This is a genomic window from uncultured Gilvimarinus sp. (genome assembly GCF_963975215.1).
Classification (GTDB): Bacteria; Pseudomonadota; Gammaproteobacteria; order Pseudomonadales; family Cellvibrionaceae; genus Gilvimarinus.
Genome location: NZ_CAXBFW010000024.1, coordinates 16,814 through 31,378 on the forward strand (window position 1 = coordinate 16,814; position 14,565 = coordinate 31,378).

General features: G+C 55.2%; 13 protein-coding genes. 9 read left to right on the plus strand and 4 right to left on the minus strand.

The genetic code is table 11. The annotated features are described in order from the left end of the window. Nucleotides 1-6: 6 nt before the first annotated feature. From AAC019_RS14005 to AAC019_RS14035, 7 genes are all read left to right on the plus strand, one after another. Nucleotides 7-561, plus strand: coding sequence for a sigma-70 family RNA polymerase sigma factor (locus tag AAC019_RS14005; RefSeq protein WP_339899670.1), 555 nt, complete (start codon nucleotides 7-9; stop codon nucleotides 559-561). After that, nucleotides 548-868: a hypothetical protein gene (locus AAC019_RS14010; RefSeq protein ID WP_339899672.1), complete on the plus strand. Its 321-nt coding sequence runs from the start codon at nucleotides 548-550 to the stop codon at nucleotides 866-868. Before AAC019_RS14005 ends, AAC019_RS14010 begins: the two co-directional genes overlap by 14 nt. Nucleotides 869-1,062: 194 nt before the next feature. After that, nucleotides 1,063-1,806, plus strand: coding sequence for an endonuclease/exonuclease/phosphatase family protein (locus AAC019_RS14015; protein WP_339899674.1), 744 nt, complete (start codon nucleotides 1,063-1,065; stop codon nucleotides 1,804-1,806). Nucleotides 1,807-1,818: 12 nt separating this feature from the next. Then, complete coding sequence (gene clsB / locus AAC019_RS14020; protein WP_339899675.1) at nucleotides 1,819-3,147, plus strand: cardiolipin synthase ClsB; 1,329 nt, start codon at nucleotides 1,819-1,821, stop codon at nucleotides 3,145-3,147. Between the two features lie 3 nt (nucleotides 3,148-3,150). Then, on the plus strand, nucleotides 3,151-4,209 hold the full coding sequence (locus tag AAC019_RS14025; protein ID WP_339899676.1) for a lysylphosphatidylglycerol synthase domain-containing protein: 1,059 nt from the start codon (nucleotides 3,151-3,153) through the stop codon (nucleotides 4,207-4,209). Then, entirely contained in the window at nucleotides 4,206-4,808 is a 603-nt protein-coding gene (locus AAC019_RS14030; RefSeq protein WP_339899677.1) for a DedA family protein, read from the plus strand. Before AAC019_RS14025 ends, AAC019_RS14030 begins: the two co-directional genes overlap by 4 nt. A gap of 106 nt (nucleotides 4,809-4,914) precedes the next feature. Beyond that, a complete protein-coding gene (locus AAC019_RS14035; protein ID WP_339899678.1) occupies nucleotides 4,915-5,316 on the plus strand; it encodes a hypothetical protein in 402 nt (133 codons plus the stop codon). A gap of 8 nt (nucleotides 5,317-5,324) precedes the next feature. On the opposite strand, the gene AAC019_RS14040 is transcribed toward AAC019_RS14035, so the two are convergent. Next, nucleotides 5,325-5,804: a tRNA-uridine aminocarboxypropyltransferase gene (locus AAC019_RS14040; protein ID WP_339899679.1), complete on the minus strand. Its 480-nt coding sequence runs from the start codon at nucleotides 5,802-5,804 to the stop codon at nucleotides 5,325-5,327. A gap of 226 nt (nucleotides 5,805-6,030) precedes the next feature. Here AAC019_RS14040 and AAC019_RS14045 point away from each other — a divergent pair, with 226 nt between their 5' ends. Continuing rightward, a complete protein-coding gene (locus AAC019_RS14045; RefSeq protein WP_339899680.1) occupies nucleotides 6,031-8,010 on the plus strand; it encodes a sialate O-acetylesterase in 1,980 nt (659 codons plus the stop codon). Nucleotides 8,011-8,111: 101 nt separating this feature from the next. Here AAC019_RS14045 and AAC019_RS14050 read toward each other — a convergent pair whose 3' ends face one another. The 3 genes from AAC019_RS14050 to AAC019_RS14060 form a co-directional block, all read right to left on the minus strand. Continuing rightward, nucleotides 8,112-9,716, minus strand: coding sequence for a glycosyl hydrolase family 18 protein (locus AAC019_RS14050; RefSeq protein ID WP_339899682.1), 1,605 nt, complete (start codon nucleotides 9,714-9,716; stop codon nucleotides 8,112-8,114). Between the two features lie 204 nt (nucleotides 9,717-9,920). Continuing rightward, nucleotides 9,921-10,202 (minus strand): hypothetical protein, encoded by a 282-nt coding sequence (locus tag AAC019_RS14055; protein WP_339899683.1) that lies wholly within the window; start codon nucleotides 10,200-10,202, stop codon nucleotides 9,921-9,923. 314 nt (nucleotides 10,203-10,516) lie between these two features. Beyond that, nucleotides 10,517-12,142 (minus strand): methyl-accepting chemotaxis protein, encoded by a 1,626-nt coding sequence (locus tag AAC019_RS14060; protein ID WP_339899684.1) that lies wholly within the window; start codon nucleotides 12,140-12,142, stop codon nucleotides 10,517-10,519. Nucleotides 12,143-12,369: 227 nt separating this feature from the next. Between AAC019_RS14060 and AAC019_RS14065 the strand changes: the two genes are divergently transcribed. Then, nucleotides 12,370-14,544 (plus strand): carbohydrate-binding family V/XII, encoded by a 2,175-nt coding sequence (locus AAC019_RS14065; RefSeq protein ID WP_339899685.1) that lies wholly within the window; start codon nucleotides 12,370-12,372, stop codon nucleotides 14,542-14,544. The last annotated feature ends 21 nt before the right edge of the window (nucleotides 14,545-14,565 follow it).

Below are 14,565 nucleotides of genomic sequence, written 5' to 3' on the forward strand. Positions count from 1 at the left end.
CAGACGATGGAACTCAGTGACGAGATCCTTATTCAGCGCGCGGTTAAAGCCCAGGATCGCCACGCCTTTAGCCAGTTGGTGCTGCGTTATCAGTCGCGCTTGCGCCAAGCACTGCGCCAGCAGTGCGGCGGCGACTATGCGCTGGCCGACGATATCGCGCAGGATGCCTTTATTAAGGCGCACCACGCACTGGCGAGCTTTAAGGGCCAGTCGGCGTTTTTTACCTGGTTATACCAAATTGCGCGCAACAGTTTAATGAGCCATTACCGGCGCAAGATTCCCGAGCCCGACAGTGAGCTGGTGGAGCGCACCCAGGCCCAGCAGTTGAGCGACGGCCCCGGGCTTGAGGCACGCGATTTAAACCGCGCCCTAAGCCAGCTAAGCGCCCCACAGCGCGAGGCGCTGCACTTAACCTATCGTTTAGGCTACAGCAATGACGAGGCGGCACAACTGATGCAGTTACCTTTGGGCACGATCAAATCCCACGTATTGCGTGGAAAGGCTAAACTCAAATCGATACTGCAGGATTGGCAGTATGAGGTGTGCAATGAGCGCGGATAAACTGGACACATGGCTGGAGCAGACGCTCGCTGAACCTGAGCCCTACCTTGATGACGACGGCTTTACCGAGGCGGTAATGGCGCGCCTGCCGGCGCCGGTCAGTCGGCGCCGGTTGCTGTGGGCCAACGCTATTGTCGCGGTGGTTGTGTCGCTGGCGGTGGCGTTGGTGTTTCCGTGGGCGGCGGTGGCGGCGTTGCTGAGTGGCTTGGGCGCACAAAACTGGGTCCTGCTTGCCGCCGCTGTTAGTGGCGTTTTTACCGCAGCTATTCTCGCGGGGGGGGGCTGGGCATATCGGCGCTGGAGCTAAAGGCGCCTTGCAACCCGCTACTGTGAAGTTTACTCCCCTTCTTGACTGCCTTGCGCTTCCCCGCCGCGAGTCGGCATCATTCCTGCAATAACCTTTATTCTGCGGTATTTGTCGGCGCTAGCCGCTAATTCGCTTGGTTTGCGTGTGTTATTTGCAATACGCGTGTAAAGATTGCCGTGTTCTGGGGGGATGGAGTGGCCTGTTTAAAGATCCTAACGGTCAATACACACAAGGGTTTTACCACGTTTAACCGCAAGTTTATGTTGCACGAGTTGCGCGATGCGGTGCGTTTGGTATCGGCCGATTTAGTGTTTTTGCAAGAGGTTCAGGGCGAACACCAAAGCTGGTCGGAGCGCCACGCCGAGCTCTGGCCCGAGCAGCCACAGTACGAGTTTTTGGCCGATGAGATTTGGCAGGATTTTGCCTATGGCCGCAACGCAGTGTACCAAGAAGGGCACCACGGTAATGCCCTGCTCAGCAAGCACCCCATCAAGAGCTGGGATAACTGGGACATTTCTCTTAACGGTATTGAAAAGCGCGGTTTACTGCACTGCCAAATCGAAACCGAGGCGGGCCACCCACTGCACGCTATTTGTGTGCATTTAAGCTTGCGTGAGCCGCACCGGCAAATTCAATTGCAGCAGCTGGTTGATCACGTCAATGCCATCCCCAAAAACGAGGCCGTTATTGTGGCCGGTGATTTTAATGATTGGCGGCAAAAATCTCAGGCGATTTTGAAAGAGCGCGCCGGAATGCAAGAGATTTTTACCGAGGCTTACGGTAAGCCACCGCGCACGTTTCCGGCGCTTTTTCCGCTGTTGCGGCTTGATCGAATTTATGTGCGCGGCGCCGAGACCCATATGCCGATCGTGCTGTCCAGTAAACCCTGGTCACGGCTATCAGATCACGCGCCGTTGTTGGCAGAAGTCGAATTTTAACGGGAGTGAATCATGTTTGGTTTTAGAGAATTTAAAGGTCACTTCTGTAAAGACAATCAGTTGAACTTACTGATTAACGGCGAGGAGTTTTTTCCGCAACTGTTGCGCCGAATAAAACACGCTAAGCGTGAAATATTTATCGAGACATTCATTCTCGAAGACGACCGTATCGGCGATGGTTTAAAAACCGCGCTGATTGGCGCCGCCCAACGCGGTGTCTGGGTGAGTGTAACCGCCGACAGTTGGGGCAGCCATTTTTTAAACCCGGAATACATTGAAGAGTTAACGGCCGCGGGCATTGTCTTTCAGATCTACGACCCGCAACCTGAGTGGTACAACGGTCGGCCAAAATTATTTCGTCGTTTGCATCGCAAACTGGCCGTTATTGATGCCACCTACGGTTTTATTGGCGGTATTAATCTGTGCAACGATCATATGATTACCAGCGGCCCCGAGGGAAAACAAGATTACTCGGTAGAGTTGCAGGGCCCCATTGTTAAAGAGCTGCGCGAGTTGTGCAAAAGTTATGTGCGCGACTCTAACGACGATCACCTGCAAGAGTTTGCCGACAAACTTAAAAACCCCGACACACCCGGCAATACCCCAATTGCATTTGTCTCGCGGGATAATCGCCGCAATCGCAGCGATATTGAAAAGGCGTATTTGGCCGGTATTCACGAGGCGAAAGAGCGTATCTGGATTGCCAATGCCTATTTCTTTCCGGGCTACCGTTTTATGCGTGCGCTGCGCAGAGCGGCGAAACGGGGTGTTGATGTTCGCTTGGTGTTGCAAGGCGACCCGGACATTCCATTTGCTCTACCCATGGCCCGCGCGCTGTACGACGTTTTACTGCGCAATGGAGTCAAAATTTACGAGTATAGCGATAGGCCACTACACGCCAAAATTGCTGTTATAGATGACGAATGGTCTACGATTGGCTCCAGTAATCTCGACCCACTGAGCCTCGCGTTTAACCTGGAGGCCAATATTATCGTACGAGACACAGGGTTTAATGCCCAGTTGGCCGAGCAGATTGAAATGCTGGAGAACCACAGTGTGGAGATTGAGTCGGATTGGGTAAAACGCCGCCGCTGGTACTATTTGGTTAAAGACTTCTTTATGTATCACTCACTGCGTCACTTTCCGACGTTTGCCGGGCTGTTTCCGGCGCATACCCCAAAAATTCGTGAGCTTAAACGCAGTTTTGAAACGGGTGAGGGGCGCACTCGCGATGCCGATTTACGCCGTCAGTACCCCGAGTCTAAAAATGCTCGTCGGGTAACGAGCAAGCAGGATTACGACACAAACACCGAACTTGACGCCAAAGAAGCTGAGGTTTAATCGATGCACAACCAAAAAGAAAGCCGCAGCGCCATTGTTGGTAAGTGGGAAAGTGTAAAAGATTGGGTTAACTGGAGCTGGGTAAAAAACGGGCTGACGGTTGTTTTCTTTGGGCTTGTGGCCTATTTGCTGTATCAGCAAGCCGTTACCATCGAATGGGGCAAAGTACTCGAGACCTTAAAAAACACCTCGATGGCCACCTTGGCCACCGGCTTTGGTTTGGGTGTGCTGTGTTATTTTGTGTATGCCAGCTACGATCTATTTGGTCGCTATTTACTAGGCTTAAAAGTCAGCATGGCCAAAACCTGGTTTGTGGCTTGGTTAAGTTACGCCTTTAACCTAAACCTAAGCTCGCTCGTGGGCGGCATTGCCTTCCGTTACCGGTTGTATTCACGCCTTGGCGTAAAAGCCGGCGATGTCACGCGCATTTTAGGTATTAGTATCGCGACCAACTGGTTGGGGTATATTTTATTGGCCGGCGGCTTGTTTGTATCTGGCCAGATTGATCCGCCCGATAGTTGGTCGGTTACTAACACGCATCTGCAGTTTATCGGTGCCGGCTTTATTGCCGTAGTACTTTTGTATTTGGGTTTGTGTGCCTTTAGTAAAAAACGCGAGTTGCAAATTCGCGATACCACTATAACGCTGCCTCCAGTGAGTATTGCGCTGCTGCAGTTTGTGGTGGCCTGTGCGCACTGGACGCTAATGGCTTCGGTGATTTATCAGTTTTTGGCTGATGACCTTAACTTTGCCACGGTATTTGCCGTGTTATTGGTGAGCAGCCTGGCGGGTGTGATCACCCACATTCCCGGCGGGTTAGGGGTACTAGAGGCGGTGTTTTTGGCACTGCTTGCCGGCCAGGTAGAAAAAAGCACCATCCTCGGCAGCTTGTTTGCCTATCGCTGCGTGTTTTATCTAATACCGCTGGCCATTGCTACGCCCACCTATTTGATTTTTGAAGCGTTAACGCGCCCGCCTGAGGACGATAAAGACACGACGGATGATAAAGCGGACAGCCGCCCTAAAAACGATAGTGCGATTGCCGAGGCAGAATCGGTATGAGTGATTGGGTCACCGACATCATCCGCAGCACCGGATATTTTGGCATTGTGTTGTTAATGCTGGTCGAGAATGTCTTTCCGCCCATTCCCTCTGAGATTATTATGCCGCTGGCAGGTTTTCTGGTCAGCCAGGATCAACTGCAGTTTGCGCTGGTGGTACTGGCAGGAATGCTGGGCTCGGTTTTGGGTGCCCTGCCGCTTTATTATTTAGGGCATAAGTTGGGCGCCGAGCGGTTAAAGCACTGGTGCGACCAGTACGGTCGCTGGTTTGTAATAACCCGCAAAGATATTGACAAAACCCAGCGCTGGTTTGATCGCTACGGCATGTGGACGGTACTCCTGCTTCGTTTGGTGCCGGGTGTGCGCTCGCTAATCTCGATTCCCGCCGGTATCAGTAAAATGTCGCTGTGGCCTTTTTTATTGTTTACCGCCATAGGTACGGCAATTTGGTCGGCGTTTTTGGCCTATTTAGGGTTGGTATTGGGGCAGAACTTTACCGCGGCCAGTGATTATGTCGGCCCGGTGAGTACCGGTGTTATTACGGTGATGGTGCTTTGGTATATTTGGCGGGTATGGCGCGGACCAAAAAAAGTTAATTAGCCTGAGCAAGTTGCGCTACAATTGCCCAAAACAAAATAACGCTCTACAAAAGCCGCCTGATAGATGATCCTTTGCAACGCTCACTGACTTTACAAAGGCTCATTATATGAAACTACAATATGGATTATTGGCTTTGCTACTGGCCAGCGGCCTATCGTCGGCCGGCGATTTAACCGGCACCTGGGAGCTGGTTAGCGGTGAATTTAAAAACGCCGAAGGTAAAATGCTCGATTACCAGCAAGAGAAGTTTGTTGGCATAAAAGTGATTAATACCCACCACTTTTCTTTTATCTCTAAGCGCAATGGCGAATTCTGGGCGGCGGCCAGCGGCCCCTACACGGCAACTGACACCCGCTACACCGAGACTCCTACCATCGCCTCGTTTGGTGAAGTGGGCGAAGACTCTTACGAGTTTCGCTATACATTAGAAGGCGACAACTGGTACACCGAGCGCTTTGAAGATGACGAGCGTGTCGAGTACGAACACTGGCAGCGGGTTACCCCTTAACCTTTTGCCTACCGGGCTTGCTTTAGGGCAAGCTCGGTATCGAGCCGCTCAGCCAGCTCTGGTTGCTGGTTGATACGCAATAGCTCGGCGACACACTCACTGGTACACAAACCGTATTCACGCTGATTGCGGCGCAACTGATATTGCGATGGTGCCTCGGGCTTTAGTTCGATGTGCCCCAGATCGTGCAAGTAGGGGCTGTGGTTGTACATCTTGCGCGCCTGCTGCCAGGTGGCATCTAATAAAATTATATGCTCTGGTAATGCTTGGCTAAGTGTCAGCGGTTCCCGCCCGTTGGGCGCCGGGTAAACAAGCGCGCTGGCAGTGCTGCTGATGCGTTGCAGTAAGTCGGCATCCGGCACTTTACGTTGCCAAATAACCCGCTGGCAGTTTACCCGCCCCTGCATTGCCAACACCGACATCACCAGCTGCCCGGTATTGCTGTGTTTATCAAGCTCAGTGGCGTGGGTTAGCAGAGTAATCAACATGGTTTATCGCGTTTGGGTTAAGGTTGTCACGACAGCCGTAAGATGGGTGGCCCTTGCCGGGTTATTGACGGTCGCTTGGTGATTGTACCCTGTGCGTGACAGGTACGCTTTAACGCACCGGTTTGCGGTTGGCCCTACCGGGTGTGTAGCGAGAGCCGCAGGCCTTTGTTATAGTCACTCAGACCATTAAGTTGCAAACAATTATAAGCATCAAGAGTACACAGCCATGAGCACAGTGAGTAACGCACGTATCCTGTTAGCCGCTCCTTTCGCGGTCGCCCTTTCCTTTACCTCCCTTAGCGCGGCCGCCGATGTGCAGCTGCCAAGGGTTTTGTCCGATGGCGCTATCTTGCAGCGCGATCAGCCCGTGGTGTTCTGGGGCACCGCCGACCCGGGTGAGGCTGTGGCCCTGAGCGTTGACGGTAAGCAAGTGGCCAGCGGCCAAGCGGACGCTGACGGCCAGTGGCGTATCCGCTCTAGCAACACATTTGCGGCCGGTGGCCCTCATACTGTGACCCTTGCCGGGGACAACCGCATTGAGCTAACGGACGTTTACTTTGGTGATGTCTGGCTGGCCTCGGGGCAATCCAACATGGAGCTGCCCATGGCGCGGGTGGCCGAGAAGTACGCCGATGAGATAGCTAAGTCGGCCAATGCCCGCATCCGTCAGTTTAAGGTGCCTAAGGTCGTCGACTACCAAACCCCACAAGCGGATGTGCCCGAGGGCCGCTGGGTGGCTGCAACGCCCGAGACCCTGCCGGATTTTTCGGCGGTGGGTTACTTTTTTGCCAAAGCCATCGAGCAGGCTGAAGACGTGCCCGTGGGCGTTGTCACCGCCGCCTACGGTGGCTCCACCGCGCAGTCGTGGATGAGCCCCGAGGCGCTGCAGGCGTTTCCGCACTATTTAGCGCAGGCCGAGCAAAATGCGAAACCCGGCTATGTGGAAGAACAAAAAGCCGCCGATCGCAACGCCAGCGATGAGTGGTATGACTACATCAATAAGCACGATGTGGGGCTGCAAAACAACTGGGCGAGCGCCGACGCGGATACCCAGTGGCAGAGCATGACGATGCCGGGTTACTGGTCTGAGCGAGGCGTGGGAGAGCACAGTGGCGTGATCTGGCTGAAAAAAACCGTGCAGATCCCGGCGTCGGCCGCCGGCCAGCCCGCCACTTTACGCCTGGGCCGTATAGTGGATGCCGATACCGCTTACGTTAATGGCCAGCAGGTGGGCAATATTACCTACCAGTATCCGCCGCGTATTTATCCGGTGCCCAGCGGGGTGTTACAGGCGGGCGCTAACGAGATTACCGTACGCCTGATTACCAATAACAACGATGGCGGCTTTGTGCCCGATAAACCCTACGCGCTGGAGTTGGCTAACACATCGATCGATTTAACCGGTGACTGGCAGTACCGCGTTGGGGTGACACATACCCCAACCCCGCCCACCACTTTTTGGGATTTTTTACAGCCGGTGGGCATGTACAACGCCATGCTCTCGCCTTTGTTTAATGTGCCCTTTAAAGGTGTGATTTGGTATCAGGGCGAGTCGAACGTTGGGGCTCCTGCCGAGTATGCCCAGCTATTGCCGGCAATGGTGCGCGATTGGCGTGATCACTTTAACCAGCCGCGCTTGCCGTTTATTGTGGCGCAGCTACCCGGCTTTGGCGCCAAGATCGAGGACGCCAACCAGCCCAGCGATTGGGCGGTGATGCGCGATTCGCAAACTCATGTGTTGAGCGAGCCGAATACCGCGCTGACCGTCAACTTAGGCTTGGGCGAGTGGAACGATATTCACCCGCTTAACAAAAAAGATGTGGCCGAGCGCTTAGCACTCGCGGCGCGTAAGCTGGTGTACGGCGAATCTAAACTGGCGGCCGAGAGCCCGGCGGCCTATCGCATGAGCATTGAGGGCGAGAAAGTGTTGGTCAGTGTTGCCCATGCCAAGCGCGGTTTGCTGAGCGACGGTAAGCCGGGTGGTTTTGCTATTGCCGGGGCCGATGGCGAGTTTGTCTGGGCTAAGGCCGAGCTGCAGGGCGATCATATTTTGCTGTGGAGTGACGAGGTTAAACAGCCCACTCAAGTGCGTTATGGCTGGGCTGACTTCCCCCACAAAGCCAACGTAAAAGCGCGCAGCGGGTTGCCGTTAATGCCCTTCTCGCTCAGCTTGCCGGCCCCCGCGCTTGATCAGGCGGATGGTTAACGGCCCATCTTAATACCAGCAGCCGCGCCGGCTGGGTAATAATAGACGGTCGCCAGCACGGCGACCGCCACAGCCCAAGGGGCGGAGTTAAGCCTGTTGGCTTACAGCTGGGTCAGGCTAAACCAGTTGATGTTCCAGCCAGCGACGGGGGCGTAGATGCCGAAGCTAAAAGGCCCGGCGGGCAGCTGCACATCCATGCTAACGGTTTGCCAGTTTTGCCAGCCACCGGTTGCCGGTATGTCCACTACCCCCAGTTGCGTTTGCCCGCCGTTTAAATCCAACGACAGCTGGGCGCCGTTGGGGCTAGCCACCCGCAAGTCAACGCGGTAGCTGCCCGCCGCGGGTACACTCAGGCCGGAATAAGCCATCCAGTCACCACCGTCAATCCAGCCCACGTTTTGGCCGCCGCCGGTGTCGCTGGTGGCCTCCAGCTCAACGCCACTCATGTTGGCAAAGTTCTCGGCCTCGGTTTTTTGGCTAAAACCCGGCGGGTTACCACCATCGCAAGCGGCGGCGGTGGTTGGGTTCCAAAAGTAAGTACTAACTGTTGGGATATAGCCCGGGTTGGCGTATTCGGCTACGTAATAGCCGCCTTGATATAACACGACATCGCCGACGTCATACGGCGTGCCTGCCACCCAAGCGGGGCAATCGCCGGTGCCACCGGGGCCGCCGCCCGCATCCATCTCGCTGTTAATGGCGCTGAGTAAACTGTTGCTGCCGCTGGCATCTTGCGAAAGCTCCCAGATCATCACGCCCGAGCCCTCTTGCAGGGCCAGCTGCGTTTTGGCGCGAATGGTGGGCAGGCCGTTATACGTAATGTAGCTGCAATCGCTGCACAGGCTGCCAATTACATCCTGTTGCGCGGCGCCAGCGCCAAATTGCGCAACTATGTCTGCGATTGAATAGCTGGGGGCGTAGCTGCCGTAGCCATAGCCGTAAAAAGGTACACCCAGCACGAGTTTATCCTCGCTCAGCCCGCGCGCCTTCCAGATCGCAATGTCCGATTGCGCCTGGGCGTAACTTGAGTGCTCGTTACCCGACACTCCCCAGGTGGGGCCAACTGCATCGTAGGACATGATGTTGACGAAATCGAAGTAAGGCAGTGAAGAGGTGGGCACCATGCCACCGTTGTAAGAGGCGGTGGCTGAGGTAAGCAGTTTGCCGCTGGGCAAGCCGTTACGCAGCGCTTGAATAAACGGCGTGTAGTTACCCGCGTTGTCGATGGCGGTTAATACTACGCCTTCGATATCCACATCCAGGCCGTCTAAATTGTAACTGCTGACAAAGTTGAGCAGGTTATTGACGGTATTGGCGCGGTTGGCCGGGCTCAGCAGGGTTTGCCAATCGCCCGAGCAGCTGGGAATCACGCCGCCGGCCACCGATACCAGCACTTTAACGCCCGCTTGGTGGGCTTTGTTGACGACATAGCTTAACTCGGAGCCAGAGACATTACCGCCAAAGGCGCCCGGCATACACACCGGGTCGCCGCCAGCGGTAACCACGCCGTTGGCGTTGGGGTTTAAAAATGACAGGTTAATGTGGGTCAACTGACTGAGATTCACCGAGTCGACCACCGCCGTCATATTTTTGTAAGACGGTATATAGCCGACAACTTTATCGGCAGCCTGGGCGTTGAGCCCCATCAGCGCTGCAGACAGCGCTGTCATTTTTGCGAGTAATTTTACGTTACTAAGTGCATTCATGAGCAATCATCCTGTTTGATTGAGGGGCATTATTGTTGTGTTGCAAGGCAACGTTGTCAGCCGCAGGCTAATAGGTTAGCTCTATGGTGGCTGTTTGGCCGCTTACCGGTAGATCATCTAATCGCTCAGGCAATACCCTAGCGCCAAACTCGCCTGATTACTACAACCGAGTTGGCGTTTTAACGTGCCTGACATGGGCGGGGTTTAGCGCAGCTGCTCGTGCCTTTTGCGCTTTAAAAATAAAATGCAGGCAGATGGCACATGAGTAATACAAAAAGCACTGATTAACACCAGTACCTCTAGTGAGCCTGTCAGCGGGTAGCTTTTGTGGGTAACCCAGGCAAAGCCCGCCCCGACCGCCAATAAAAACACCCGTACGACCCAGCGCTGCGCGGGTTGGGCAATGTGCTTTGCCAGGCGGTAGTGGGTGTAGATAACAGCCGCCACACAAGCGAGCATGATCACCAGCGCCAGTAGAATTTGCATGTTAGTCTCCTCATCGCATCATTAAGCACCCTGGGTGCTGTGCGCCTTTGACACTTTAGTGATACTAGCAGGGTGTTGAAAAACTACCTACGTTGCCGCTGCGGCGTTAAAAATGGCCTGCTAGGACAAAAAAGCGTGACGCGGATTCCACTGATGAGCTCAGCGTGTGATGTGACTGAGCACACCATTCACCTAATACCCTCGGCGAGGATATAAATCTGTCCGCGGTAGGAAGCAAACGGCAGGGCAATAAAAGGCGGTTGGTTAGCCCGGTAGCTGGGTATTGAAGGCTAACACCACACTACCGGGAACCGTTACACCACAAAGTGAGAAATTTGCCCCGACAGCTTTTGCGCGGTGTTGTCTAGCTCGTTAGCGGTTTGCGTCGAGTGCTGCGCTGCTTGGTGGGCTTGCTGTACCAGCTCGACCACCTTAACCACATTTTGGTTAATCTCCTCGGCGGCGTAGCTTTGCTCCTCGGCGGCGGTGGCGATTTGGGTGTTCATTTCGACAATCGCATTAATGGCCTCCGAGATATCGCGGATGGCGCGCCCGGTGTCGTCCACCAGTGATACGGTGCGCTCGGTTTGTTGTTGCCCCACTTCCATGGCGTGACTGGCCCGGCTTGCGCCCGCTTGTACCGCTTCAATGATGTGTTGGATCTCGGCGGTGGATTGCTGCGTACGCTGCGCCAGCGCCCGCACCTCATCGGCTACCACGGCAAAGCCCCGGCCCTGATCACCCGCGCGGGCGGCTTCGATAGCGGCGTTTAGTGCGAGCAGGTTGGTTTGTTCGGCAATGTCTTTGATCACGCCCAGTACCCGACCGATGCTGTCGGTTTCTGTTTCGAGTTGCGCCATTGCCTGGCTAACGTCACTGACCTGGGTGGACAGGGCAGAAATGGCCGTGACGGTTTGCTCCATAACCCCTAAACCGGTGCGAGCACTTTTGTCGGCGGCCCCGGCCGCTTCGGCTGCACCCGAGGCATTGTTTGCCACCTCTTGTACCGTGGATGACATTTCGTTAACCGCCGCGGCCACCTGGTCGGTGGAGTTCTCGGTAGCGCCAATATGCCTGGCAATATCTGAGGCGGTTTGGTTAATGTTGGCGGATGCATCGCTTAGCTGCACCGCTGTGCCTTTTACCGAGCCCACGACGGAACGCATCTCTTGTTGCATATGGCGCAGGTTGTCACCCAGTTGGCCAAGCTCATCCTGACGCTGTAAATGAAATGGCCGGGAAAAATCGCCAACGGCCATGTGCTGGATATGGCTCATAATGGACTGCAGCGGGCGGATTAAAAACGAGCGCAACAATAGCCACAGCACTGCCAGTGCAATCAGCGCCACGGCAAAAGTAACGATCTGGGCCCAAAAAGACACTTGCTGACTTTTCTCTTGCACCTGGCTGGCGGCCACAGACACGTCTTGTGCGATGATATCGGCGGCCTCTTGCAGCAAGCGGCTGGGTTCACGATCAATACCGGATACGGCCTGATCACCGGCCGCGGGGTCGTAGCCCGCCAGCGCAAAGCGCTCAAAGCCGGTTTGATACTCCCCAAAGGCTTTATTGTGGGCGGCGAGAAACTGCCGCACGAGATCGCGCGAGTTTGCGTCACTTAAACGTTGCGACAGATTTTTACCGGTTTCCTGGATGCTGCTTTGTGCCTGGTTAAAGCGCTGCCAGTATTTCTCGCGTTGTGCGGGATCGGCGCCGCGCAGCAGCACGTTTTTCCACTCTTGCACTTGCACCTTAAAGGTAAAATTCATCTCGGCGACGTGACGCTCGTGAGCAATATCCCGTTCTATCAATTGGTTATAGTTGTCTAACTGAGCGTTGAGCATACCGATGGCAACTTCAGCGGCGATCAGCAGGGCTGCGATACCGAGGGCGACCACGGCGATAAGCCGGGTTTGCATGCTGCGGGTTAACCATTTCATAGTGAGAATCTCGCAAAATCTAGTCGTAAAGGTGCTGTTGCTTAATAGCAGGCGGGTCACACTCAGGGCATATACTTGAGGTTAACTTAAGGCGCCCGTTTGTGATGATGACAAATCATAGCCGTCTAAGGTTATCGGCCAGCGGGCACCTGACTTAAGTAAAAGTGAAGGTTGCTGTCAGTCAGCTGCTAAACTGAGCAAAAGGAGTAATCAACAAAGGCGGGACTATGGAACTTTGTAAAAGGATAACCGGGTTGTTGGGTATAGGGTTAATGCTCGCGGCACTTGGCGCTAACGCCGTAGAGTGGCCGCAACAGATTGCGGCCAGCGAAGGCACCATCGTGGTGTATCAGCCGCAACCCGAACGCATGACCGGCAATCAACTCAGTGGCCGGGCGGCCATGTCGCTGGAGCTAAAAGATAACGCTGAGCCAATATTTGGCGCGTTTTGGTTTGATGCGCGCATTGATACCGACCGCGATGCCGGCACCGCCCTGGTACGGGACATCAGTGTTACCCGGGTGGGCTGGCCTGACTCGGATGACGCCGATGAAGCCCGCTTTACGCAAGTGGTCGAGGCGGCTATCCCCACCGCAGGTTTTACCATTAGCCTCGATAGCCTGTCGGCCAGTTTAAAAAACGCCGAGCTGGAGGCGCAAAGCCTGGCCGAGCTAAAAAATGAAGCGCCCACTATTTTATTTGCCGACGAGCTGGCCGTGCTGCTGCTGTACGACGGTAAACCGCGCTTTAGCGAGGTCGAAAACAGCCCGTACGAGCGCGCCCTTAACACGCCCTTTTTGGTGGTCCGGCACAAACAACAAGACACCTACTATTTAAGCAGCGGTAATTTTTGGTACAGCGCCAGTTCGGCGCTGGGGCCCTGGGAGATTACAGACGCTCCCCCGGCTGATTTGCTGAAAATGTTGCCTGAGCCCGAGACCGACACGGCGCCGGGTGCTAAGTCACCGGCTATCGTAGTGGCCACCAGCCCGACAGAACTCATTGCCACTGACGGTGACCCCAGCTGGAAGAGCCTGGCCGGCGGCAAGTTGCTTTACGTCGAAAACACCGAGACCCCCTGGTTGCGCGACTTAGAGGCCGGGCAAATGTACGTGTTGTTATCGGGCCGTTGGTTTAGCGCCAAACAGCAAGACGGCCCCTGGGAGTTTGTCCGCCCGGATAAATTACCCAAAAGCTTTAGTGAGATTCCGCCGGCCTCCGACATCGGCGGCTTGCGGGTATCGGTGGCCGGCACCGAAGAGGCCGAAGACGCCTTACTGGATGCGCAAATACCGCAAACCACCGCTGTTAAACGCAGCGAGGCGAGCCTGGAGGTGACTTACGATGGCCCGCCTACCTTTGAGGATATCAAGGGCACTAACGTGGCCTACGCTGTTAACACCGGTAGCCAGGTGCTGAAAATTGATAATCGCTACTACGCCGTGGATAACGGCGTGTGGTTTGTGGCGCAAAAGCCCAAGGGTCCGTGGCAGGTGGCCGATAGTATTCCCGAGGATGAAATCAACCAAATCCCGCCCAGCTCGCCGGTGTATAACACCACCTTTGTCGAGGTGTACGAGTCCACCCCCGATATTGTTTACGTGGGCTATCGGCCGGGGTATTTGTGGTCGTTTCCCTACTACGGCGTACCCGTGTATGGCACCGGTTGGTACTACCCGCCTTATTGGGGCGGCGCCTACTACCCGCGCCCCCCTACCTGGGGGTTTCATGTGGGTTACAACCCCTGGACGGGCTGGAACTTTGGGGTGAGCTGGAGCAACGGCTTTTTTAGTTTTGGCGCCAGTTGGGGCGGCGGCTGGAATAGCGGTTACCGCCCCTGGGGGTGCTGTGGCGGCTGGTACGGCGGCGGTTATCATCGCCCGCCGGTGGTGATTAATACCGGCAACATTAATATTGGCAATACGGTTAATATTGGTAACCGCACGCATATTAAAAACAGTATTAACAAAAGTAACCTTAACGCCAGCAAGCTGCAGCGCAATGTCTACAAGCGCCCCGAGAACCGTGCGCGCAATGCCAGCGGTGCGGCGGTTAAGCGCGATCTACAAACCGCGACAATCGCCAAAGGCCTGGATAACAATGTGTTTGCCGATAAAAGTGGCGCCGTGGCCCGCAAAATGGGAGACGATTGGCAGGTGCGCAATCAGGGTAATTGGCAGCCCGAGCGTAGCGCCAATGAGATTCGCGAGTCGTTACCGCAAAGCCGGCCCGCGACTTTGCCCGCGCGCGATAACCTGCAGCGGCCCGAGTCGTTTAACCGCCCCACGACATTACCAGCGATCGACCGGGGCAATTTAAACCGCGACTTTCAGGCGCGTCAGCGGGGTATGACACGCAATATGAATCGGCCCATGAGCCGCCCTATGCCCCATCGACGTTAATTAAATTGGGCGTATCGCACC

Bases quoted from the DNA above. Each gene is read 5' to 3' on its own strand.
- AAC019_RS14035 (WP_339899678.1), top strand. From the start codon at position 4,915: ATGAAACTACAATATGGATTATTGGCTTTGCTACTGGCCAGCGGCCTA.
- AAC019_RS14030 (WP_339899677.1), top strand. From the start codon at position 4,206: ATGAGTGATTGGGTCACCGACATCATCCGCAGCACCGGATATTTTGGC.
- AAC019_RS14010 (WP_339899672.1), top strand. From the start codon at position 548: ATGAGCGCGGATAAACTGGACACATGGCTGGAGCAGACGCTCGCTGAA.
- AAC019_RS14060 (WP_339899684.1), bottom strand. From the start codon at position 12,142: ATGAAATGGTTAACCCGCAGCATGCAAACCCGGCTTATCGCCGTGGTC.
- clsB (WP_339899675.1), top strand. From the start codon at position 1,819: ATGTTTGGTTTTAGAGAATTTAAAGGTCACTTCTGTAAAGACAATCAG.
- AAC019_RS14050 (WP_339899682.1), bottom strand. From the start codon at position 9,716: ATGAATGCACTTAGTAACGTAAAATTACTCGCAAAAATGACAGCGCTG.
- AAC019_RS14025 (WP_339899676.1), top strand. From the start codon at position 3,151: ATGCACAACCAAAAAGAAAGCCGCAGCGCCATTGTTGGTAAGTGGGAA.
- AAC019_RS14005 (WP_339899670.1), top strand. From the start codon at position 7: ATGGAACTCAGTGACGAGATCCTTATTCAGCGCGCGGTTAAAGCCCAG.
- AAC019_RS14055 (WP_339899683.1), bottom strand. From the start codon at position 10,202: ATGCAAATTCTACTGGCGCTGGTGATCATGCTCGCTTGTGTGGCGGCT.
- AAC019_RS14040 (WP_339899679.1), bottom strand. From the start codon at position 5,804: ATGTTGATTACTCTGCTAACCCACGCCACTGAGCTTGATAAACACAGC.
- AAC019_RS14065 (WP_339899685.1), top strand. From the start codon at position 12,370: ATGGAACTTTGTAAAAGGATAACCGGGTTGTTGGGTATAGGGTTAATG.
- AAC019_RS14045 (WP_339899680.1), top strand. From the start codon at position 6,031: ATGAGCACAGTGAGTAACGCACGTATCCTGTTAGCCGCTCCTTTCGCG.